This window comes from Limnohabitans sp. YIMB22184, from assembly GCF_048020265.1.
Classification (GTDB): domain Bacteria; phylum Pseudomonadota; class Gammaproteobacteria; order Burkholderiales; family Burkholderiaceae_C; genus Limnohabitans_A.
Genome location: NZ_CP171843.1, coordinates 255,371 through 278,232, shown reverse-complemented (window position 1 = coordinate 278,232; position 22,862 = coordinate 255,371). Strand labels below are relative to the sequence as shown.

Genomic DNA, 22,862 nt, shown 5'->3' with positions numbered 1-22,862 from the left:
GCTCAGTGCCCCCCGGGCTTGCCCACGCGCAGGCGCGGATCGACCACAAAGTACAGCAAGTCCACGATCAGGTTGATGACCACAAAGATCAAAGCGATCAGACACAAATAAGCCGCCATGACCGGGATGTCGGCAAACGTGACCGCCTGAATGAACAGCAAGCCCATACCCGGCCACTGGAACACCGTCTCGGTGATGATGGCAAACGCGATCAAACCGCCCAACTGCAGCCCAGTGATGGTGAGCACGGGCACCAGCGTGTTCTTGAGCGCATGGCCAAAGTGGATGGCGCGGTTGGACAGGCCGCGTGCACGCGCGAACTTGATGTAGTCGGTGCGCAGCACCTCCAGCATCTCGGCCCGCACCAGGCGCATGATCAGCGTGAGCTGGAAAATGGCCAATGTGACGGCGGGCAGCGTGATGTGGTGCCAGCCCTTGGCCGTCATCAAACCGCTCGTCCACCAGCCCATTTGCACCACCTCGCCCCGGCCAAAGCTCGGGAACCAGCCCAGCATCACGGCGAACACCAGGATCAACAAAATGCCGATCAGGAAGGTGGGCAGCGAGACACCCAGCAACGAGATGGTCATGATGAGCTGGCTGGCCCAGGTACCCCGACGCAGAGCGGCGTACACCCCCATGGGGATGCCAATGACCAGCGCCAAGGTGGCGGCCACCAAAGCCAGCTCCAGGGTGGCGGGCAGGCGCTCGGCGATCAGGCGCGAGACCTTGGCCCCCTGACGCAGGCTCAGGCCAAACTCGCCTTGCACCGCGTTGGACAAAAAGTGCCAGAACTGCACGAAAAACGGCTGGTCCAGACCCAGATCGGCACGCAACATGTCGATTTGCTCTTTGGTGGCGTCTTGCCCCAACAAGAACACCACCGGATCGCCCACATACTGGAACAACAAAAACGCGATGAAAGCGACCGTGACCATGACGACCACGGCCTGGATCAGCCGCTGCAGGATAAAAGCGAGCATCAGTTGACCTTGATCAGCGACCAGTCGAGGCGGTTGTCAGGGCGGTGCACCACTTCCACATTTTTCTTCATGGCCCAAGGGATGACCTGGTTGTGCAGCGGGATGTGCGACACCGTGTCGTTGGACAACTGCAAACCTTCGGTCAGCAGGCGGTTGCGCACGGGCAAGTCGGTCTCGGTCTTCACGCGGTCCACGATGTAGTCCATGCGCGGGTTGCTGTAACGGCCCACGTTGTAATTGCCGTCACCCCCTGTGCCCACGCTGCGGGTGAGCGATTGCAGGCTGTACAGCGCATCAAACGTCGGCACGCCCCAGCCCAGCATGTAAATGCTGGCTTCGTAGCGCTGGATCATGGGGAAATACGTCACCAAAGGCATGGTGCGCAGCTTGGCCTTCACACCCACTTTGGCCCACATGGCCGTGATGGCCTGGCAGATTTCTTCGTCGTTGATGTAGCGGTTGTTGGGGCAGGCAAAGTCCACCTCAAAGCCGTTGGGATAACCGGCCTCGGCCAGCAGCTTCTTGGAGGCGTCTTGCGAATAAGGGAAACGGGTGTCGACAGCTTTGGTCCAGCCATTGACTTGCGGGGCCACCAGTGCGCCCGTGTTTTGCGACAGGCCACGCATGGTCACGCGGTGGATGGTGTCGATGTCAATGGCCTGGTACAGCGCCTTGCGCACTTTCACATCCTTGAGCGGATTCTTGCCCTTCACGCTGGAGCCGGGCAGCTCATCGCGGTGCTGGTCCATCCCCAGGAAAATGGTGCGGTTTTCAATGCCATCCACCACCTTCAGGTTGGCGTTGTTGCGCATGCGGCCCAGGTCTTGGGGGCTGGGGTCCAGCACGAAATCGATCTCGCCCGACAACAAGGCAGCCGCACGTGTGGCTTCGTTCTTGATGGGGGTGTAGACGATTTCGGTCACATTGGTGGGCACCTCAGACCAACCCCACCAGTTGGGGTTTTTCACCAGCACCAGCTTTTGGTCGGGCTGCCATTCCTTGACCATGTAGGCGCCGCTGCCCATGGCATTGCGGTGGGCAAAGTTTTCGTCCTTGGTTTTGGCGTCTTTGGGCTCCACCGACTTGTTCTTCTCGGCCCAGGCCTTGCTCATGATGCGCAGCTCGGTCAGCTGGTTCAACAACACAGGGTTGGGACCGCTCAAAATGATGTCCACGGTGTTGGCGTCGACCTTGACGATGCGGCTGAAACCCTGGGTGTAGACGTTGAAGTTGGAGGTCTTGGCGCGTGCGCGGTCCAGAGAAAACACCACATCGTCAGCGGTCAGTGCGCTGCCATCGCTGAACTTGACGCCTTTGCGCAAGTTGAAGCGGTACTGCGTGGCCGACATCTCTTTCCACGAGGTGGCCAGCTTGGGTTCGATTTTGAAGGTTTTGCTGTTGTAGTAGACCAGCGAGTCAAAAATGGCGGCATGCACGCCATTGCCGAGGGCATTGTTTTGTGAATGGATGTCGAGCGTGGGGATGTCGCTGGCGCTGGACCATTTGAAAGGCTTGGCTTGCACCGTGGCCGCGGCCATGAGGCCCGCCAAACCCAGAGACAACACCAGCGTGGTCGCGCGGACGGACAAATTTGCAGCGTTTTTCATCAAATCACCTCGTTCATGGAATGCGATGTACAGGACTGCATACTATGCAACATTCAGGCCCGAGTCAGGGAGAGGGAATTCCCCCAAATAGCCTGTCGCGCACAAGACTGGTGCACGCACAGGGGCCATTCAGTGCAAAACTTCAATCCAACCGGATGTCGCCGTACCAGGCCCGCACATTGCCACGGGTGTTGTCCGAGTCGGTCATGATGGCCATGCCCACCAAGGCGCCGGGCGCTTCGCCAAATGCCTTTTCAAAATCGGCCCGCATATCGCGCTCGTACTGGCGCCATTGCCGAATGTGGGCAGGCCCAGACTCCACCACCAGCTTGCGCACACGGTCGGTACGCGGGTTGACGATGACCGAACCTACCGGTCGTCGGTTGCACCAGACATACATCAGCGTGGCATAAGGCAAAGGCTCGCCCGTGAGCGCCTCGGTCAGGTCGCTGAGCATGGCGTTTTTGGCTGAAAACCGGCTGCGGTCCCCCTCAAAAGCCAAAATCAGGCGAACAGGCGCGTCTTCACTGTCACGCTCGCCCATGTCAGCCTCAGCCAGCAAATTGTCAATTTGCCACGCAAATTGCAGCCTGCCCAACTGCGCAGGCTGCACATTCAGCCGCTGGCGCAACATGCTGGCAGACGGCTGTGCGTGGGCGCTCAAAGCATCACGTTGGTCATGTTTTTCAAGCTTGAAAGCGGTGCGCAGCTTGCCGGGCAAGGGCAAGGTCATCGCCTCCCACTGCGCTTTGTCTTGGGAGCTGAGTTGTACGCCTGCTGGGATGGGCAGCAATGGATGTTGATGCTGCCCAGCGAATATTGAGTGTCATTTCACACGACAGCTTGTGTGCCGTCGCACCGTGACTGCAGTCAGCCTCTGCACATCATTGCAGCAAATCGATCACTTCAGTCCCTGAAGATACAGAAGGTGGCGCGGACAAATAAGCCATCAATCCACCCCAAACACTACGAATGGTGTCCGCTGAATTGTCAGCATGTGTTTTGCTTGCGTAGATGGCGAACACCAAGCCCTTACCTGTTTCGTCCCAGCAAGTTTTGCACTCAACAATGCCGGGGATACGTTTAAGGTGTTCGCCGACAGCTGGCATCGCAGCCCGCATTTCAGGCAGTTTGGCAGGGTCAATTTGAATCGAAGTCACTCGTGCGAACATGTGGATCTCCAAGGATTAACCGCTAAATGTTGTCTTGTGCACACAAAATTGCAAACAGGTATTTGCCCTAATGGGTTTGCAAGAACAGCACAGTGGCCATCCACTGCAAAACTTCAATCCAACCGGATGTCGCCGTACCAGGCCCGCACATTGCCACGGGTGTTGTCCGAGTCGGTCATGATGGCCATGCCCACCAAGGCGCCGGGCGCTTCGCCAAATGCCTTTTCAAAATCGGCCCGCACATCGCGCTCGTACTGGCGCCATTGCCGAATGTGGGCAGGCCCAGACTCCACCACCAGCTTGCGCACACGGTCGGTACGCGGGTTGACGATGACCGAACCTACCGGTCGTCGGTTGCACCAGACATACATCAGCGTGGCATAAGGCAAAGGCTCGCCCGTGAGCGCCTCGGTCAGGTCGCTGAGCATGGCGTTTTTGGCCGAAAACCGGCTGCGATCCCCCTCAAAAGCCAAGATCAGCCGCACAGGCGCGTCTTCACTGTCACGCTCGCCCATGTCGGCCTCGGCCAGCAAATTGTCGATTTGCCACGCAAATTGCAGCCGGCCCAACTGCGCGGGCTGCACATTCAGCCGCTGGCGCAGCATGCTGGCAGACGACTGTGCGTGGGCGCTCAAGGCATCACGTTGGTCATGTTTTTCAAGTTTGAAAGCGGTGCGCAACTTACCGGGCAAGGTCACAGGCTCCCACTGCGCTTTGTCTTTGGAGCTGAAATGCAAGCCACTGGCGGGCTTGGTCAGCAAGGATGTTTTTGGCGCAGCGTCTTGGAACGACGCGCAGGCACCCAGCCCCAAGGCCAAAACCACCACCCCAGCTGTTCGAATCCAACGGCGTCCATTGTTCATGCGTGTCTCTGCGGGTACCCAACATCACTGGGCATCTGATGACAAGGGTATAAAAAAACCCACCGTGTTGCCACGGTGGGTTTTTAAGCTTTTAACTCTCAGCTGGCTTGCGCCAGCGTTGAATTAGAAGGAGTGCTTGATGCCAGCTTCGAAGCCTTTGGATGTCAGGCCTGTGAAATCGCTGGCAGCAGCGGAACCAACATTCATACCGTAGTTGGCTTCGTTGTTCAGGCTGGAGTAAGCAGCGTACACGGAAGTGCGCTTGCTCAAGTCATACACACCACCAAAAGCAACTTGGTTGCCGACTTTATCGCTGCCCAATTTACGAGCAACATAAGAAGCCTTCAGAGTCAAAGCGCCCATGGGAGCAGCGACGCCCAAGATGGTGGACTTGAAAGTATCAGCGTAGAAAGATGCTTTGTCTGTCTTGTAACCAGCGCTCAACTTAGCAACGCCCAAGTCATAGGAACCGGCCAAGAAGTTGGTTGTAATTTTTTGATCATCGCCTGCATCATTTGCTGCGTTGGTAACACCACCCTTGGTCACTTGGTTACCGTAAGCCGCAATCAATGGACCGTTAGCATAAGCCAACTTGACGCTGGTCATGGTGCCTGCTTTTTTAGCAGCAGCAGTGTTTTCGCCGCCAAAGCTGTACATGCCGCTCACAGTGAAGCCACTGAAAGAAGGGCTGTAGTAAGCAACGCTGTTGTTAGCGCGAACAGCATTGGGATCAGCGTAGGTATTCGAAGCGACAGTAACAGATGCATCCTTACCAGTCGACGCAGTGTTGGCAGTTGTGAAAGACGAACCAGTAGCCGCGGCAACAGTTGTGCTAGTAGTCACGCTGTTGGCCAGGTTGTAAGAAGAACCAACACCGTTGGTGCCGAATGGATCAGCGATACCAGCGATCGTGAACAATGGGGTGTAGTCACGACCCAAGCGAACTTCACCGAAACCACCGGCCACGCCGATGGTGGACTTGCGCGTGAAGTTGAAGCCGGCAGAAGTGCCGACGTCAGGAGCCATGCCGCCTTCGAAGTGGAAGTTGGCCTTCAAGCCACCGCCCAGGTCCTCTGTACCGTTCACGCCGAAACGGCTGGAGTACAGGCCGTCTTGAGACATGCCGCTGAACTTGTTAGCGCCAGAGGTCACGTTGCGGTAGCCGAGGTCAGCACCACCGAACAAAGTCACGGAAGATTGTGCGAAAGCAGCGCCGGAAACTGTCAGAACAGCCAGAGCAATCAGAGTTTTTTTCATTGCAAATTTCTCCAAAGTTTAAAAAAGAGCTTCGAATCCACCAGGTGAAGTTCACCCGTCTGAACGCTTAGCCAACCTCCAAATTCGGAAGGTTGTGTGTATTCGACCAGAGCAAAGCCTCTTTTCCAAGAATTTCAATGAATAAAGGTCTTTTCCGTTGCATCGTTGCAACAAACCTGAGGCCATCATTTCTGATTGAATCACTTTCGCTCTACTTTTATCAATCAATTCAACAACTTCCGGAGATTGTCAAATGCAACAGATGAACAATCAAAACCGGCTACCCTCTGGAGATGACGGGTCAACCAGCCTTCGAGGCACCGACTTCGGGGCTCTTTGCTAAGCTAGACTTTATGAATACACATGCTTTGATCCTGGCTGCTGACAGCGCTTTGCGCACCCTGTGGGCTGAGCCCCGCGCCAGCCGCCCCACCCCCAAGGCCGCCACCGCCGAGTTGGAATTGACCGATGCGGAGCGGCGAGAGGCTGCTGCGCTGATGCGTGTGAACCACGTGGGCGAGGTGTGCGCCCAGGCGCTGTACACCGGGCAAGCGCTGGCTTGCAAAGACCCAGCTTTGCGCGCCCAGCTGGCTGAGGCCAGCCGCGAAGAGACAGACCACCTGGCTTGGACGCAGCAGCGCCTCAACGACTTGAAAGACCGCCCTTCGCTCTTGAACCCGCTTTGGTACGCGGGGGCTTTTGCCATTGGTTACGCCGCAGGCAAGCTGGGCGGGGACCAGGTAAGCCTGGGCTTTGTGGTCGAGACCGAACGGCAAGTTGAAGCGCATCTGCAAAGCCATATGGACCGCTTGCCCGCCGCTGACAGCGCCTCTCGTGCCATCGTGGCGCAAATGAAGGCCGATGAAATCACCCATGCCCAAATGGCCATGAAGGCCGGGGCGGTGGAGCTGCCCAGGCCTGTTAAGTCACTGATGCAGCTGGCATCCAAGGTGATGACGACTGTGGCGCACCGGGTTTAAGCCGAGCTTCAAGCCGCTTCCAGCACCTCAAAACTTGTCGTGATCTCGGCCGTTTTGCCCAGCATGATGCTGGCAGAGCAGTATTTGTCATGGCTCATGGCAATCGCCCGCTCCACCGCACTGGCTGGCACGCCTTTGGCCGTGACCGTGAAGTGCATATTGATCTTGGTGAAGACTTTGGGATCTGTCTCGGCGCGTTCGCTGCTGATCTTGACGCTGCAACTGCGCACGTCGTGGCGGCCGCGCTTGAGGATGAGCACCACGTCATAGGCTGTACAGCCGCCAGTACCGGCCAGTAGCATTTCCATCGGGCGCGGGGCAAGGTTCTGGCCGCCGTTTTCGGGCTTGGCGGTGTCTGGAGCGCCGTCCATGTTGACGATGTGGCCGGAGCCGGTTTCGGCGACAAAGCCCATGCCCGAGCGGGTGCCGGCAGCGCCGGTCCAGGTGACTGTGCATTCCATATTGTGTTTCCTAAGTGCATTGTCCCAACTGATTAGAGGGATCGTTTGATGTGTTTATGGTGGTCGACTTTACAAGTTTTTGCATTTTGAGACAGCCAACTTGCTGCAACGCAACAAAAACACACGTACAATTGCGAACATGCGTGCTTTTTTGCATGCGCTAATTGTCTCCTCCACCCTCTGAAAAGGTGGATTTGCCCCAAGTCGCAAGGCTTGGGGCATTTTTTTGGCCTAAAAACTGTGACAGGCTCAAATAAATAAAAACTATAGATTAAAAATTGTAACTTGGATGTATAAAAGAAACCTCAAATTCATGAGCGTTGATGATGCAATACATCTCTATTCAAAAGGTTTTTTTAGCAACTTGCGTGTCGGGCTGCGCACTCCATGGTCTGGCCCAAGATGCGATCGTGATCACTGAAAAAGCGTACGAGTTCAGGCAATTTGAACGCGTTCAAATCACGGGCTCGAGCATCCTGCGCAAAGAGGTCATGCAGTCTTTGCCCGTGCAACTCATCACCCGGCAAGACATTCAAAATGCACAAGCCAAGAGTCTGGAAGATTTGTTGCATGCACATCCAGCTATGCTGAATTTCAGCCAGCCGTCCAATTTGGGGCTGACCCGGGGGGGCTATTCCTCGGCGGCATTGCACGGTATGCCGACAGGCACGCTGGTGCTGCTCAACGGACAACGTCTGGCCAGCTACCCCAGACAGACCATCACCGGCGTAGAGCGCAGTGGCACAGATTTATCGCAAATTCCGCTCAGCGCTGTTGACCGCATTGAGCTGCTAACCGACGGTGCTTCCTCACTTTACGGTACTGACGCCATCGCCGGGGTGGTGAACATCATCACACTGACAGAGCGCAAGCAATGGGAGGTGACGGCACAAACGCGCATCCCTGATCATCAAAAGGGACAGAGCAAAAGCCTGCAAATCAACGGCGGCAAAGGTGCCCTCAAGCGTGACGGGTACAGCTGGATTTTCACTGCAGAGATCGAACAGCAAGACGACCTGCTAGGCCAAGACCGTCCTTACGCATCGCCTGGGCGGTATCGGTTTTCTCATGAGGGTGCCTCGTACACCTTCGATGGCTCTTTGCTGACGGCTGCTCAATCCGTTCCAACACTGGGTGGGCCATCGGGTCGTCTCTGGAATGCGATGTACAAAAACGGCGAATGTCCAAAACCGTACGTTGCAGACCGGACCCAGCCCGCATGTCTTTACAACCCCTATGGGGATATGAGCATCTACCCCAAACAGGACATGAAGCGCCTGCATTCGCAACTGCAATGGCAGACCTCTGCGGGCGTTGCTCATGCCGAGCTGCTGCACAGCCAAATCGATCAAGAACGCCACAGCATGCTTTGGGACACATATGGCCTCAACATCGGCAGCAAGCCGACCGACCCTGGTTACGCCTTGGCACTGGCACAGGGCTTCACGCCAGGACAAACAACTTTGCTGTGGCGCCCATCGGAGTTGGGCGCGCTGCGTCAGTTTTACAAAGACGAATACACCAGCCTGCGCACAGGTATCAAAGGCACGTGGGCCAATTGGGACTATCAAGCCAGCGCGTCATGGTCTCAGAGTTCGGGTCAGTTCTTAAGAGAAACGGCCACGTACCCCAACCTGGGTCGAACCACAGACGGCACCCGGGTTTTGATAAATGATGCGCTGCTGACGCCACTTCATTCAAACACACCCAGCAGTGCACAACTGAGGGCCCTGCTGGCGTCTTTGCCCACACCCCGACTCTTTGACCAAGGGATGACACAGACGCAAGCGCTGCAACTGAATGCGTCGAAAGCGATGGCTGAAGTCAATGGCCAGGATGTCTTGGTGGGCTGGGGAACAGAGTGGCGCCAACATACAGACCGCTACACACCGACGGTGTCAGATCAACCCGCTTTCAATGCCTCCCGAAAAATTTGGGCGCAGTATGCTGAGCTGATTTGGCCTGTCGCCCACAATGCCGAGATCACCGGGGCCGTTCGCCATGACCAGTACAGTGACTTTGGTCACACCACCAACGCCAAACTGGCTGGCAAATGGCAATGGTCGCCTCAATGGCTGCTGCGAGGCTCGCTCGGGACAGGCTTTCGGGCGCCAACCTTGGGGCAAATGACAGAAACAGAAATATTTTCAAGCTCCTTCGCTACCAGCCCGGGCTGTACAAGCGCATTGAACCAAGTGGCCGCGCAACTGTCACAAAATTTGAGGCGATCCGGAGAATGTGTGAACGATGGAAGAATTTGGGTGTCCGGCCGAGGCTCCCGCGACTTGAAGCCTGAAACGTCCGTTCAGCAAACCTTGGGACTGCGCTTCATGCCCAGCGCCAATCACTCACTCAGTGTGGACCACTGGCGCATCAGCATGCGCAATACGATCCGCCAGTACCCCGGCAGTCTTGTCATATCAGACCCGCTGAACAATGCGCGCTATTTCACCCTGGACGCTGCTGGGCGACTAGACCTTTATTTGCCAATGGTCAACATGGGCTCCTCGGTGAAATCGGGTCTGGACCTCGCATGGATTTACCGGGTGCCCATTGACAGTGGACGGCTTTTCTTCAAGTTTGACACCACGCATTACCTCAAGTCCGAACAAACCACAACACCGGGCTCGGCCCCTGTGAGTGATTTGGGGAAGTATTCAGCGGCGTCTGGAACGATCACACCGCGCAACGTGACGCGCTGGACCATGACCTACCAGCACCTCAAGGGGGCAATGTCCACAACACTGAACCACACCAGTGGGTACATCAACAGCACGATCAGCGCCCGAGACACACAAACCGGACAGCTCACCACCATCAACGGAATGCAAACGCCCGCCTTCTGGACGCTGGATGTGCAAACCCACTACAACTTAACGCCGAGCGTGACCTTGAGGGCTGCCATCGGGAATCTTTTCAACCGCGAAGCACCCCTGTCCTTTACTCAGAACACCTCCACCGTTGTAGGTGTGAACACCAATTTGAGCTCGGTATGGGGGCGCATGTTTTCATTGGGCGTGACGGCACGCTTTTAAACAAGGCTACAAATCGTCGGCGGTATCATCACTCGACTGCACCCGGATGATCTGGGCGCGCGCCTATTGATTCCATATGACTACATCCCGACTTCGCCCCGCCGACTACCTGATCAAAATCCTGAACGCCAAGGTCTATGACGTGGCGAGCGAGTCGGCCCTCGAAACCGCCAAAAACCTGTCGCGCCGCCTGGGCAACCAGGTGCTGCTCAAGCGCGAAGACCAGCAGCCCGTGCACAGCTTCAAGCTGCGCGGGGCCTACAACAAGATGGCGCACCTGACGCCTGAGCAGCTCAAAAAAGGCGTGATCTGCGCCTCGGCAGGCAACCACGCGCAAGGCGTGGCGCTGAGCGCCAGCCGCCTGGGCACCCGCGCCGTGATCGTCATGCCCACCACCACGCCGCAGGTCAAGATCGATGCGGTCAAAGGCCTGGGCGGCGAAGTGGTGTTGTTTGGTGACAGCTATTCCGACGCTTACAACCACTCGGTGGCGCTGGAGAAAAAGCAGGGTCTGACGTTTGTGCACCCGTTTGACGACCCGGACGTGATCGCGGGCCAGGGCACCATCGCCATGGAAATGCTGCGCCAGCACCAAGGACCACTCGATGCGGTGTTTGTGGCGATTGGCGGCGGTGGTCTCATCAGTGGCGTGGCCAACTACATCAAGGCGGTGCGCCCCGGCGTCAAGGTGATTGGCGTGCAGATGAACGACTCGGACGCCATGATCCAGTCGGTGGCCGCCAAACAGCGCGTGACGCTGCCCGATGTGGGCCTGTTCTCGGACGGCACCGCCGTCAAGCTGGTGGGCGAGGAGACTTTCCGCGTGGCCAGCAATTTGGTGGACGACTACATGACGGTGGACACCGACGCGGTGTGTGCGGCCATCAAGGACATCTTTGTGGACACGCGCTCCATCGTGGAGCCCGCCGGTGCATTGGCAGTGGCCGCCATCAAGCAGTATGTAGCTGCGCACAAATGCAAGGGCCAGACCTTTGCGGCCATCTTGTGCGGCGCGAACATGAACTTTGACCGCCTGCGCTTTGTGGCCGAACGCGCCGACGTGGGCGAAGAAAAAGAAGCCCTGTTTGCGGTCACCATTCCGGAAGAGCGCGGCAGCTTCAAGCGCTTTCTGGAGTTGATCGGCAGCTTACCGGGTGGCCCACGCAATGTGACCGAATTCAATTACCGCATGAGCGACTCGGACAAAGCCCATGTGTTTTTGGGTTTGAGCACCCACGGCAAGGGCGAAAGCGCCAAGATCGCGGCCAAATTCAACAAGCAGCAGTTCAAGGCGATTGACCTGACACACGACGAGCTGGCCAAAGAGCACATCCGCCACATGGTGGGCGGGCACTCGGCGCTGTCACAAGACGAGAGACTGCTGCGCTTTGAGTTTCCCGAGCGCCCCGGTGCCCTGCTCAAATTCTTGAGCCTGATGCGCCCGGGTTGGAACATCAGCCTGTTCCACTACCGCAACCAAGGCGCGGACTACGGGCGCATTCTCGTAGGTATCCAGGTGCCGCCTAAAGACGGCAAAGCGTTTGATAAGTTTTTGCAGGCGCTCGGGTATCCGTATGCGGAAGAGACGGATAACCCGGTTTATCGCTTGTTTTTGCGAGGGTGAAAGAACCTTCAGCGCTTGTCAGCTGGTGGCAATTCCAGCAAAACCTCTGCGGAGGAAGACTTCAAACGGGCTTGTCGCGCGGTCAAAGACACGAGAGTCCAGCCGTCTTGGACGGTTTGGCCGACCCGGTACGCCTTGGGCGGTTGGCCGTCTGTGGCGATCAGGGCGCTGCCTTGGCCCGAGACGCTGGCGATCACACCCATCAGTTTGTGGTTGGTGCTGGTCTGCGGTGCAGGAATTGCATCCGAACTTATCGCTTGACCCAATGCCCTCGCCATGGGCGCGTGCAAGTCGGCCATACGGCTCGACGCAACAGAGACCGAAACCACAGCCTTTGTTTCGGGCTTGGGCCACTGCAGTGCCCAATAAGCCATGCTGGCTGCCGCAAGGGCCCAGACGGCTGCTATCAGCAGGGTCAAACCGTGACGCCCGGAAAAGCGCTGCAATGAAAATGTCAACATGTCCAGATTATGATGGTCCTTATGAAAACAGGATTGATACACAAGTCGCGCCAGCAACGTGGCTTCACGCTGATTGAATTGATGGTGGTGCTGGCCATCATTGGCGTATTGGCGGCACTGATCGTGCCGAATGTGTTGAGTCGCGCTGACGATGCGCGCATCACCGCAGCACGCACCGATGTGGGCAACCTGATGCAGGCCCTCAAGCTTTACAAGTTGGACAACCAGCGTTTCCCGACTGGGGAGCAAGGGCTGAACGCGCTCACGCTCAAGCCCAGTACCGAGCCGGTGCCGGGCAATTGGAAGCCCTATCTGGACAAACTGCCCAACGACCCCTGGGGCCGCCCTTACCAATACATGAACCCGGGCATCAAAGGCGAGGTGGATGTGCTGTCCTTTGGCGCTGACGGGCAAGCCGGCGGCGAGGGCAACAATGCGGACATTGGCAGCTGGCAGTAAATGCCCGCAGCCTCAACCCCGAGGCTTCACCCTCCTGGAGTTGCTGGTGGTCGTGGCTTTGATCGCGGTGGCCACGGCGGGTGTGAGCTTGTCGCTGCGGGACAGTGCAGAAAGTGCCCTGGAGCGCGATGCCGAACGCCTGGCCAACCTGCTTGAAACTGCACGCGCCCAGGCCCGCGCCAATGACGCACCTGTGGTCTGGCGAGCCCAAACCCAAGGTGATGCGCAAGGCTTTGTGTTCGAGGGTTTGCCGCCACCTGGCCTGCCAGAAGCGTGGCTGAACCCAAGCACCCGCGTTGCGCCCGATACCGCCCTGACGCTGGGGCCAGAGCCCTTGATCGAACCACAGGCTGTGGCTTTGCACAACAACACACGGCCCGAGCGGCAGTTGTGGGTGGTCACCGATGGGCTGCGGCCGTTCCGGGTGCAAAACGCAGCGGAATGGGTATCGCCATGAGCCAACGCGGTTTCACCCTGATTGAAGTGCTGGTGGCGCTCAGCATCACCGCTGTGGCTCTGATGGCGGGCTTGAAGGCGACTGGATCACTCAGCCGCAATGCCGATCGGCAGACGGTGACCCTGCTGGGGCAAATTTGCGCGGACAACGAACTCATTGCCCTGCGTCTGCGCAGGCAACTGCCCGACACAGGCAACCGCAGCGTGGAATGCACGCAGGCTGGGCGTGCGCTGCAGGTGGACGTGTCGGTGCGGCCCACGCCCAACCCCAACTTCAGACGGGTGGATGCGCGGGTGCTGGACCAAGGCGACTATGTGCTGCAGGTCTCTACCGTGATGGGGCGCAACTGATGCGCTCCCACAAATTCAAAGCCATTGCTCCCCAACACAGCGGTGGCTTCACGCTGGTTGAGGTGCTGGTGGCCATCAGCGTGATGGCCTTGATGGCCCTGATGGCTTGGCGGGGGCTGGACGGCATGCTGCGCACGCAAAGCAGCCTGCAATCGCGCTCTGACGAAGTCCGCACCTTGCAAGCCGGGCTGGCCCAATGGCAGACCGACCTGGACCAGCTGGCCGAATTGCCCGGCACACCCAGCTGGGACTGGGACGGTCAGGTGCTGCGCCTGACGCGCCGAAGTGCACAAGCGCCGCAGACCAGCGCAGACGCACAAGCCAGCGTGCGCGTGGTGGCCTGGACGTGGCGTCGCGACCCGGGCCGTCCGGGCGGGGGTGACTGGCAACGCTGGCAATCGCCCCTACTGACACAACGGCTAGATTGGCAAAACGCCTGGCGTCTGGCGCAGCAATGGGGCCAAACGCCGAGTGAGGCATCCCGCGCTGGCCAAGTACAGATTCACCCCTTGGCAGGCTGGCAATTGTTTGTTCACCGCGGCGGCAGCTGGACCAACCCCCTGTCGAGCGATGCCGTGACACAGGGGAATAACCCCGCTGCCAACGCCAGTGGCAACAGTCCCGATGGCGTTCGCCTGGTGCTGAGCCTGCCACCCGGCCCTTCGGGTGCCGGTGACGTGACCCTGGACTGGGTACGCCCCACCCTGTCGGGAGCGCCTTCGTGAGGTACAGCACGCCCACCCCACATAACCAGCGTCAGCAAGGTGCTGCATTGCTCATGGCCATGCTCACGGTAGCCCTGGTTACCACGCTGGCCAGTGCCGCCTTGTGGCAGCAATGGCGGCAAGTCGAGATCGAGATCGCCGAGCGTGGCCGCAGCCAAACGGCCTGGATGATGACGGGTGCGCTGGACTGGACCCGGCTGATCTTGCGGGAAGACGCTGTATCGGCACAAGGCACCGGCGTTGACCATTTGGGGGAACCTTGGGCTTTGCCGGTGCAAGAGTCCAAGTTGTCGACCTTTTTGTCGCAAGACCAGCAATGGCATGAAGGGGATGCCGAAGTGTTTTTGTCGGGCCAGATCACCGATGCCCAATCGCGCATGAATGTGATGAACCTGATCGAGGACGGCAAGGTCTCGTCCAAAATGCTGACCCGTTTTGCCGCCTTGTTTGAACGCCTGAGTCTGCCGCAGAGTGAACTGCAAAACCTGGCCATCCAACTGCAAGCCGCGCTGCAGGCCAAGGCCGACAACCATGACAAGCCCGCATCGGCCAGCACCAACACCGCTCTTATGCCAAAGCAAACTGCCCAGCTGGTGTGGCTGGGGCTGAGCCCCCGCACCTTGGCATCCCTAGAGCCCCACATCACCCTGCTGCCCGAAGCCACGCCCGTGAATCTGAACACGGCCTCGGCCGAAGTGTTGTCGGCCAGCTTGCCAGGACTGGACCTGGCCTCTGCCCGCCAAGCGGTGGACCTGCGCCAGCGCGGGCATTGGGCCAGCCTGGACGCCGCCCGCGAAGCCTTGGGCGCAGCGAGCCGCCAACTGGACGACAAACAACACAGCGTTCAAAGCCGTTATTTCGAAGTCCATGGCCGCATGCGGATTGACAACGTGGTGCAGCAAGAACAGTCGCTGGTGCGCCGCGACGGCAACCAAGTCAGCATGGTGTGGCGGGTGCGGAGCCCCCAGCAACGCCTGACCGCCCCTCTACAATGAGCCGCTCATGCGCACCCTGATCATTCAATTGCCGCTTGCCCTGCCAGGCTCCAGCCTGACGTACTGCCACGCTGTCTTTGACGCTGAACAGGGCACCGCACCTTTGAAAAAGCAGTGGGCCACGGCCAACCTTTTGCCGCTGGCAGACCGGCAAACTGAGGTGGTGGCCTTGCTGCCTGCGACCGTGCTGTCGTGGCACAGGGTGGACTTGCCGCCCGGCCTGCACAAACAAGCCTCCCGTCTGCAGTCAGCCTTGCAAGGCCTGTTGGAAGACCGCGTGCTGGACGATCCGGTGCAATTGCATATGGCCATGCAGCCAGACTGGAACAGCGCATCCCGCCCCTGGGTCGCCGTGTGCGATCGCAACTGGCTCGGTGCTCACCTGCAGGCGCTGGAGCAAGCGGGCCTCACGGTGCACCGCATCGTGCCTGAACTGAACCCATTGTCTGGCTTGGCCGTGGATGCCCAGCTGCAAGTGACAGGCCTGGGTGATGACGAATCCGGCTGGTTGTGGATGACCCACCCCGAGCGCGGCGTTTGGGGGCACCCCTTGCAAGCGCAACTTGGCCAGGGCAAGGGGCTTGGACTTTCCGAGCAAGACCGCCAAAGCATCGACATCCAGGCAGAACCTGGCATGGTGGCAAGGGTCAGCGACATGCTGGACGCACCCGCCCGCTTGATACCGCCCGGCCAACACTGGCGAGCCGCCATGGACGCCGACTGGGATCTGGCGCAGTTTGACTTCAAGGCGAATGCCCGTTCACGCCAAATGAAAGTTTGGCAACGCGCTGCCAGCACGTTTTGGCAAAGCGCCACTTGGCGGCCCGTGCGCTGGGGGGTGTGGGCCTTGCTGGCAGGTCAGCTGATCGGGCTCAATGCCTGGGCCTGGAAAACCCGCGCCGATTGGCAAGCGCAACAGCAAAGCTGGTCCCAAATCCTGCGCGAGACCTTTCCCAAAACACAGGTTGTGGTGGACGCGCCGCTGCAAATGGCCAAAGAAGTCGAGCGGCTGCGTCAGGCTTCGGGTCAACTCAGTGCCAGCGATCTGGAGTCGATGCTGGGCAGCCTGGGCCAGGCCATGCCTGCGGGTGTGGCGGCTCCGGGCCAATGGATTTACCAGCCGGGTCAATTGCGCCTGCAAAACTTCAAACTGGGCAACGCCGAACAGCAAGCCCTGCAAAAAACGCTGGCGGCTCGCGGCTACCGGTGGCGTGCAGAGGGCGAGGCCTGGGTGATGAGCGTCGCCCCATCGCAGGAGGGCAAACCATGAGCGACACCGCTCCAAAGAATTTGCTGGCCGCCTTGCAGCCCATCTGGGCCCAGCGCACGCCGCGCGAAAAACAACTCCTTCGCCTGTGTGCCGCGGTGCTGGTACTGGCTGCGCTTTGGCAAGTGGCGCTGGCACCGGCATGGCGCATCTGGCAAGCAGCGCCAGCTCAGCAGGCCCGATTGGACGCACAAACCCAAACCATGCGCCAGCTGCAAGCACAGGCGCAAAGCTTGCAAACGCCCAACCCCATCAGCAGGGCAGAGTCGGTTCAGTGGCTAGAAAATCAGCTGGCCGAATTGGGGCCTGGCGCCAAAGTCAATGTGCAAGGCGAGCGGGCTACCCTGAGCCTGGACGCCGCGCCACCTGAGGCTTTTGCACGCTGGATTGGCCTGGCACGAGAGCGTGCCTTGGCCATACCAGTGCAGGCCCAGCTGCAGCAAGGGGCCAGCCCGCTCAACAGCCCGGCGGTGTTGCGCGGCTCTTTGGTGTTGCGGCTGCCATGAGTGCCCGATCTGTTCGTCCAACTTGGGCACACGCCTTGTGGGGCGCGCTGCTGGGTTTGGGCTTGGCCTTGCTACTTTGGGCACCGGCACGTTGGCTGGCGTGGGGCATCGCACAAGCCAGCCAAGGCCAGGTGCAGTGGCGCGATGCACGCGGCACAGTGTGGTCAGGCTCAGCCCAACTGGTGTTGACCGGCGGCAGCGCCAGCCGCGATGCACAGGCTTTGCCCGGTCGCCTGCAATGGACACTGACACCGCGTTGGACGGGTTTGGACATCCGTTGGCTGGCCGACTGCTGCATGACCGACGCCGCCCAATTGCAGGTCCGGGCGGGCTGGTCCACTTGGCAAGTTCAAGCCAGTGACCACACCTCCACCTGGCCTGCTGCCTTGCTCACGGGTTTGGGCGCACCCTGGAACACATTGCAGCCCGATGGTCAGTTGCAGCTGCACACCCAGGCACTGCAACTTGACTGGGCGCAAGGCCGCATGCAACTGAAAGGCCAGGCCCAATTGCAATTGAACAATCTGTCAACCCGCTTGAGTTCCGGCCAGCCCATCGGCAGTTACCTGCTGATGCTGCGCGGCGACCCTGAAGGCACTCCCACCCCCAGCGTGCAACTGAGCACACAGGAGGGGCCTTTGCTGCTGAGCGGTGAAGGCCAATGGGTGGGCGCCCGCTTGCGCTTCAAGGGGGAAGCCAGTGCGCAAGAAGGTCACGCGCCAGCACTCAACAATTTGCTCAACATCCTGGGCCGCCGCGAAGGCGCACGCAGCCTGATTTCTTTGGGCTGAAGACCCAACCGCTTCCATCCATGCACACCACGAACGCCATGAACGTCACACCCTCAGCACGCCATTGGACGGCAACCTTGTCATCTCGCTCAAGTTGGCCATGGTTTGCCTTGACCCTGGCTTGCTTGGCCGGTCCCATGGCGCAAGCCCAAACTGCAGGTGAGCCTAAGGCCAGCGCAACCGCGGCGAACACCCGCCAAAAAGAGCCGGTCACGCTCAACTTTGTGAATGCCGAGATCGACGCCGTGGCCCGCACACTGGCCACCTTGTCGGGCTACAACGTGGTGGTGGACCCCCGGGTCAAAGGCACGATGTCGTTGTCGAGCAACCTGCCCGTGCCCCCCGCCCAGGCGCTGCGCCTGTTTGCCGCGCAGTTGCGCACACAAGGCTTTGCCGTGGTCGAATCGGCAGGCCTGTACACCGTGCTGCCCGAAGCCGAAGCCAAGCTGCAAAGCAGCGCCGTGTCGGCAGGGGCCGTGCCCGCAGGCACAGGCCAGATCGTCACCCAAATCTTCAAGCTCAACCACGAAAACGCCAACAACCTGGTGCCGGTGCTGCGCCCCCTCATCAGCCCCAACAACACCATCAACGTGAACCCGGGCACCAACGCGCTGGTGATCACCGACTACGGCGACAACCTGCAGCGCCTGGGCCGCATCATCGCGACGCTGGATGTGGCCAACGCCACCGGGGTGGAGATCATTCGCCTCAAACACGGCATTGCTGGGGACCTGGCGCCCATGCTGCAGCGCCTGATCGACTCGGGGGCGGCAGCGGGTGCGCCCGCCGCGCAGGGCCAAACCGACGCCCTGTTCAAAACCACCGTACTGGCTGAAACACGGACCAACTCGCTGATCGTGCGGGCGGCCAATCCGGCACGCTTGGCCTTGACCCGTTCTTTGGCCGAACAACTGGACCAGCCCAACGCCACCGGTACGGGCGCGGCCAGCGGCAACATCCATGTGGTGTATTTGAAAAATGCCGATGCCACCAAATTGGCGACCACCCTGCGTGCCGCCATGACGGCACAAGTCGGCAATACAGTGACCGGCACAGCCGGCTCGGCAGCGTCTGCAACAACCTCGACCGCTGCAACCAACACACCTGGCGCCAGCAGTGCCGCCACACAACCGTCCACAGGGGGACAAATTCAGGCCGACCCGGCCACCAATGCGCTCATCATCACAGCGCCCGAGCCGCAATACCGCCAGCTACGCAGCGTCATCGACATGCTCGACCAGCGCCGCGCCCAGGTGTTTGTGGAAAGTCTGATCGCCGAGGTCAGCGCCGACAAAGCCGCCGAGTTTGGCGTGCAGTGGATCAGCGGCACGGGCACAGGCAGCAACACCGTGGGCGTGTTGGGGACCAACTTTTCGGTGGGCGGCACCAATTTGCTGACCTTGGCAGCAGGTGCGGCGACGGGCCAATACACGCCATCGACAGGTCTCAATATCGCGCTTGGACAACAGCGAAACGGCGTACTGGCCTTAGGGGCACTGGCTCGCTTTTTGCAGTCGAGCGGCGATGCCAACGTGCTGTCCACACCCAACTTGCTCACCCTGGACAACGAAGAAGCCAAGATCGTGATTGGCCAAAACGTGCCCTTTGTGACCGGCTCTTATGCGGCAGCGGCAGCGGGCACGACCAACCCCTTCACCACCGTTGAACGCAAAGATGTGGGTCTGACACTGCGGGTCAGGCCCCAGATCAGCGAAAACGGCACGATCAAGATGCAGGTTTACCAAGAAGTCAGCAACGTCGACGCCAAATCCATCGGCTCCAAAGATGGCCTGATCACCAACAAGCGCTCCATCGAAACCAACGTGCTGGTGGACGACGGCTCCATCGTTGTATTGGGCGGTTTGCTGCAAGACGACACCAGCACCAGCCAGGAAAAAGTCCCCGGACTGGGTGACATCCCCTTGTTTGGCAATTTGTTCAAGTCAGAGGCACGCACCCGCAAAAAAACCAACTTGATGGTGTTCTTGCGCCCAGTGGTAGCGCGTGACGGCGCAGCCACAGAGGCTCTGTCCATGGGCCGTTATGAGCAAATGCGTTTAAATCAACAAGGCTTCCAGCCTGCCGCGACAGGGCCTTTGCCCGTCAATGGCTCGGCGGTGTTGCCGCCCCTGGGCACGGGGAACACGACATCTGCTGCACCGGCACCTGCAGCACACCAGTCCCGCCAGCCCTGAGCACCCAGCCATGCGCCACCCCCTGCCCTACGCCTTTGCCCGAAGCAGCCAACTGCTGCTGGAAGAAGATGGCGACCGCCTGACGCTGATTTGGTGCGACCAGAGCGACCGCTCGGCGCTGTCAGAAGTCACGCGCAAGTTCGCTACGCAAGGCTTTCAGATGCAGCATGGCGCCCCGGGCGAGGTGACGCAACGCATCAACCAAGCCTATTCGGGTGGGCAAGCCAACAGCTCGTCCACCGCTGCGGCGGTGGTCAGCGAAGTCGAGTCCGAGGCCGACTTGTCGCGCATGATGCAGGAGCTGCCTGCGGTGGAAGACCTGCTCGAAGCCAGCGACGACGCGCCCATCATCCGCATGCTCAATGCTTTGCTCACGCAGGCGGCACGCGACGGGGCCAGCGACATCCACATCGAACCGTATGAACGCCACAGCAGCGTGCGCTTTCGGGTCGATGGCACGCTGCGCGAAGTGGTGCAACCCAACCGTGCCCTGCACTCCGCACTGATCTCGCGCCTGAAGATCATGGCCGAACTCGACATCGCCGAAAAACGACTGCCGCAAGACGGCCGCATCAGCCTGCGCTTGGGCTCACGCGCGGTCGATGTGCGGGTTTCCACCCTGCCCAGTGCGCATGGCGAACGTGCGGTGCTGCGCCTGCTAGACAAAAGCGAAGCCCGCCTGACGCTCGAAGCCGTGGGCATGCAAGGCCGCGTGCTGCAGCAAGTGGACCAACTCATTGGCCAGCCGCACGGCATTTTGTTGGTCACCGGCCCCACGGGTTCCGGCAAAACCACCAGCCTCTACGCCGCGCTGCAGCGGCTGGACGCCACGCGCAACAACATCATGACGGTGGAAGACCCGATCGAGTACGAGTTGCCCGGCGTGGGCCAAACGCAGGTGAACGCCAAGATCGACCTCACCTTTGCCAAGGCCCTGCGCGCCATCTTGCGGCAAGACCCGGACGTGATCATGATCGGCGAGATTCGCGATTTCGAGACCGCTCAGATCGCCATCCAGGCTTCACTCACGGGCCACTTGGTGCTGGCCACGCTGCACACCAACGACGCGGTCAGCGCCGTGACGCGCTTGACCGACATGGGCGTGGAGCCCTTTTTGCTGAGCTCCTCCTTGCTGGGCGTGCTGGCCCAGCGTCTGGTGCGCAAGCGCTGCACGGACTGCGGTGGTTCTGGCTGCGACACATGCGGCCACACCGGCTATGCCGGGCGCACCGGGGTGTTTGAATTGCTCGTCGCCAGCGACGAGATCCGCGCCCAGATCCACAACCGTGCGGCCGAATCCGACTTGCGCGCCACGGCCTTGGCGCAAGGCATGGTGTTGATGCGCGACGATGGGCAACGCTTGGTGGATGCCGGCATCACCAGCGCAGAAGAACTGCTGCGCGTGACGCGAGACTGAGCAGCATGCCCGCTTACCGCTTTGAAGCCCTGCAAGCCGACGGTGCCACGCGCAAAGGCATCATCGAAGCCGACAGCCTGAAATCAGCCCGCACACAACTGCGTGCACAGTCTCTGGTGCCTTTGTCGGTGGAGGTCATCGCTGCCGGGGCGTCTGACAACAACGCCTCAGGCCTGCCTTGGTGGCAGAGGAGCATCGGCAACAACCGCGCCTTCAGCACCAGCCAACGCGCCATTTGGACCCGGCAATTGGCAGGGCTTGTGAGCAGCGGCTTGCCAATTGAGCGGGCACTGTCTGCCTTGGCCGATGAGTCGGAACACGACAAGCAGCGCCAGCTGATGGCGGCGATTCGGGCCGAAGTCAACTCGGGCAGCAGCCTGGGCCGTGCACTGGGCATGCATCCGGCTGAATTCCCTGCGATCGACCGTGCGGTGATCTCGGCCGGTGAGGAAAGCGGCCACCTGGGCGATGTACTCAACCAACTGGCCAATGACCTGGAAGACCAGCAAGTCTTGCGCTCCAAATTGCTGTCGGCCTCGCTGTACCCGGCCATCGTGAGCTTGGTGGCGCTGGCCATTGTGATTTTTCTGGTGACCTCGGTGGTGCCCCAAGTGGCAGGTGTGTTTGCAGGCACGAAGCGCCAACTGCCCCTGCTGACTGTGGCCATGTTGGGCATCAGCGACTTTGTGCGCACTTGGGGTTGGCTGTTGCTGCTGGCAGCTGCAGGAGGCGCACTCGGCTTTCGCCTGGCCTTGAAACAAACCGCGTTTCGCTTGAAGTTTGACGCCGCTTGGCTGCGCCTGCCCCTGATCGGTCGGCTGGCCCGTGGCTACAACAGCGCCCGCTTTGCCTCCACGCTGGCAATGCTCACGGCCGCAGGTGTGCCCATCCTCAAAGCCCTCCAAGCGGCGGCCGACACACTGTCCAACCAAGCTTTGCGTGAGGACGCCCTCGAAGCCTTGGTGCGCGTGCGCGAAGGGGCACCTTTGGGCACGGCATTGGCGCAAAACGCACGCTTTCCAGGTCTGTTGTCCATGTTTGCGAGGTTGGGCGAACAAACCGGCCAGTTGCCTGTGATGCTGCAACGCGCAGCCACGCAACTGTCTTCTGAAGTACAGCGCCGCGCCATGGCCTTGGCCACTGTGCTGGAGCCCTTGCTGATCGTGGGCATGGGCGGCATGGTCATGCTGATCGTTCTGGCGGTGCTGATGCCAATCATGGAATTGAACCAATGGGTGAAATGAACCCAAGGAGGCT

At 59.9% G+C, this 22,862-nt stretch carries 22 protein-coding genes; 14 read left to right on the top strand and 8 right to left on the bottom strand.

What is annotated here, in order from left to right; genetic code table 11:
• Positions 1–2 precede the first annotated feature (2 nt).
• The 6 genes from ACHEXL_RS01230 to ACHEXL_RS01205 all read right to left on the bottom strand — a co-directional run bounded on the left by ACHEXL_RS01230 (position 3) and on the right by ACHEXL_RS01205 (position 5,882).
• A complete protein-coding gene (locus tag ACHEXL_RS01230; protein ID WP_108428389.1) occupies positions 3–983 on the bottom strand; it encodes an ABC transporter permease in 981 nt (326 codons plus the stop codon).
• Positions 983–2,590 (bottom strand): ABC transporter substrate-binding protein, encoded by a 1,608-nt coding sequence (locus tag ACHEXL_RS01225; RefSeq protein ID WP_416560255.1) that lies wholly within the window; start codon positions 2,588–2,590, stop codon positions 983–985. Before ACHEXL_RS01225 ends, ACHEXL_RS01230 begins: the two co-directional genes overlap by 1 nt.
• 142 nt (positions 2,591–2,732) lie before the next feature.
• Complete coding sequence (locus ACHEXL_RS01220) at positions 2,733–3,383, bottom strand: DUF3047 domain-containing protein (RefSeq protein ID WP_416560254.1); 651 nt, start codon at positions 3,381–3,383, stop codon at positions 2,733–2,735.
• A 91-nt stretch (positions 3,384–3,474) separates the two neighbouring features.
• A complete protein-coding gene (locus ACHEXL_RS01215; protein ID WP_416560253.1) occupies positions 3,475–3,762 on the bottom strand; it encodes a hypothetical protein in 288 nt (95 codons plus the stop codon).
• A gap of 113 nt (positions 3,763–3,875) precedes the next feature.
• Complete coding sequence (locus ACHEXL_RS01210) at positions 3,876–4,625, bottom strand: DUF3047 domain-containing protein (RefSeq protein ID WP_416560252.1); 750 nt, start codon at positions 4,623–4,625, stop codon at positions 3,876–3,878.
• Positions 4,626–4,748: 123 nt separating this feature from the next.
• Positions 4,749–5,882, bottom strand: coding sequence for a porin (locus tag ACHEXL_RS01205; RefSeq protein WP_416560251.1), 1,134 nt, complete (start codon positions 5,880–5,882; stop codon positions 4,749–4,751).
• 353 nt (positions 5,883–6,235) lie between these two features.
• Here ACHEXL_RS01205 and coq7 point away from each other — a divergent pair, with 353 nt between their 5' ends.
• On the top strand, positions 6,236–6,862 hold the full coding sequence (gene coq7, locus ACHEXL_RS01200) for a 2-polyprenyl-3-methyl-6-methoxy-1,4-benzoquinone monooxygenase (RefSeq protein WP_416560250.1): 627 nt from the start codon (positions 6,236–6,238) through the stop codon (positions 6,860–6,862).
• Between the two features lie 8 nt (positions 6,863–6,870).
• Here coq7 and ACHEXL_RS01195 read toward each other — a convergent pair whose 3' ends face one another.
• A complete protein-coding gene (locus ACHEXL_RS01195) occupies positions 6,871–7,323 on the bottom strand; it encodes an OsmC family protein (protein WP_416560249.1) in 453 nt (150 codons plus the stop codon).
• A 323-nt stretch (positions 7,324–7,646) separates the two neighbouring features.
• Here ACHEXL_RS01195 and ACHEXL_RS01190 point away from each other — a divergent pair, with 323 nt between their 5' ends.
• Entirely contained in the window at positions 7,647–10,358 is a 2,712-nt protein-coding gene (locus ACHEXL_RS01190) for a TonB-dependent receptor domain-containing protein (protein WP_416560248.1), read from the top strand.
• A 76-nt stretch (positions 10,359–10,434) separates the two neighbouring features.
• Entirely contained in the window at positions 10,435–11,982 is a 1,548-nt protein-coding gene (gene ilvA / locus ACHEXL_RS01185) for a threonine ammonia-lyase, biosynthetic (protein ID WP_416560247.1), read from the top strand.
• Positions 11,983–11,990: 8 nt separating this feature from the next.
• Here the strand turns inward: ilvA and ACHEXL_RS01180 are convergent, their stop codons facing one another.
• Positions 11,991–12,443 (bottom strand): type II secretion system protein N, encoded by a 453-nt coding sequence (locus tag ACHEXL_RS01180; RefSeq protein WP_416560246.1) that lies wholly within the window; start codon positions 12,441–12,443, stop codon positions 11,991–11,993.
• Between the two features lie 21 nt (positions 12,444–12,464).
• On the opposite strand from ACHEXL_RS01180, the gene gspG reads away from it, so the two are divergent.
• The 11 genes from gspG to gspF are packed head-to-tail and all read left to right on the top strand — an operon-like array spanning position 12,465 to position 22,849.
• Positions 12,465–12,902 carry a type II secretion system major pseudopilin GspG gene (gene gspG / locus ACHEXL_RS01175; RefSeq protein ID WP_416560245.1) on the top strand — a complete coding sequence of 146 codons (438 nt, stop codon included), beginning with the start codon at positions 12,465–12,467 and terminating at the stop codon, positions 12,900–12,902.
• On the top strand, positions 12,877–13,359 hold the full coding sequence (locus tag ACHEXL_RS01170) for a prepilin-type N-terminal cleavage/methylation domain-containing protein (RefSeq protein WP_416560244.1): 483 nt from the start codon (positions 12,877–12,879) through the stop codon (positions 13,357–13,359). Before gspG ends, ACHEXL_RS01170 begins: the two co-directional genes overlap by 26 nt.
• Positions 13,356–13,709, top strand: coding sequence for a type II secretion system minor pseudopilin GspI (gene gspI, locus ACHEXL_RS01165; protein WP_416560243.1), 354 nt, complete (start codon positions 13,356–13,358; stop codon positions 13,707–13,709). The genes ACHEXL_RS01170 and gspI overlap by 4 nt, the downstream gene beginning before the upstream one ends.
• Positions 13,709–14,434 (top strand): PulJ/GspJ family protein, encoded by a 726-nt coding sequence (locus tag ACHEXL_RS01160; RefSeq protein WP_416560242.1) that lies wholly within the window; start codon positions 13,709–13,711, stop codon positions 14,432–14,434. Before gspI ends, ACHEXL_RS01160 begins: the two co-directional genes overlap by 1 nt.
• 53 nt (positions 14,435–14,487) lie before the next feature.
• Positions 14,488–15,429: a type II secretion system minor pseudopilin GspK gene (gene gspK / locus ACHEXL_RS01155; RefSeq protein ID WP_416561289.1), complete on the top strand. Its 942-nt coding sequence runs from the start codon at positions 14,488–14,490 to the stop codon at positions 15,427–15,429.
• A 7-nt stretch (positions 15,430–15,436) separates the two neighbouring features.
• Positions 15,437–16,699, top strand: coding sequence for a type II secretion system protein GspL (gene gspL, locus ACHEXL_RS01150; protein ID WP_416560241.1), 1,263 nt, complete (start codon positions 15,437–15,439; stop codon positions 16,697–16,699).
• The gene (gspM, locus tag ACHEXL_RS01145; protein ID WP_416560240.1) at positions 16,696–17,202 is read left to right on the top strand and encodes a type II secretion system protein GspM; all 507 of its coding nucleotides are present in this window, start codon (positions 16,696–16,698) and stop codon (positions 17,200–17,202) included. The genes gspL and gspM overlap by 4 nt, the downstream gene beginning before the upstream one ends.
• On the top strand, positions 17,199–17,993 hold the full coding sequence (gspN, locus tag ACHEXL_RS01140) for a type II secretion system protein N (RefSeq protein ID WP_416560239.1): 795 nt from the start codon (positions 17,199–17,201) through the stop codon (positions 17,991–17,993). Before gspM ends, gspN begins: the two co-directional genes overlap by 4 nt.
• Before the next feature lie 20 nt (positions 17,994–18,013).
• On the top strand, positions 18,014–20,188 hold the full coding sequence (gspD, locus tag ACHEXL_RS01135) for a type II secretion system secretin GspD (RefSeq protein WP_416560238.1): 2,175 nt from the start codon (positions 18,014–18,016) through the stop codon (positions 20,186–20,188).
• A 10-nt stretch (positions 20,189–20,198) separates the two neighbouring features.
• Positions 20,199–21,605 carry a type II secretion system ATPase GspE gene (gspE, locus tag ACHEXL_RS01130; RefSeq protein ID WP_416560237.1) on the top strand — a complete coding sequence of 469 codons (1,407 nt, stop codon included), beginning with the start codon at positions 20,199–20,201 and terminating at the stop codon, positions 21,603–21,605.
• Positions 21,606–21,610: 5 nt separating this feature from the next.
• Positions 21,611–22,849 (top strand): type II secretion system inner membrane protein GspF, encoded by a 1,239-nt coding sequence (gspF, locus tag ACHEXL_RS01125; RefSeq protein ID WP_416560236.1) that lies wholly within the window; start codon positions 21,611–21,613, stop codon positions 22,847–22,849.
• Positions 22,850–22,862 lie beyond the last annotated feature (13 nt).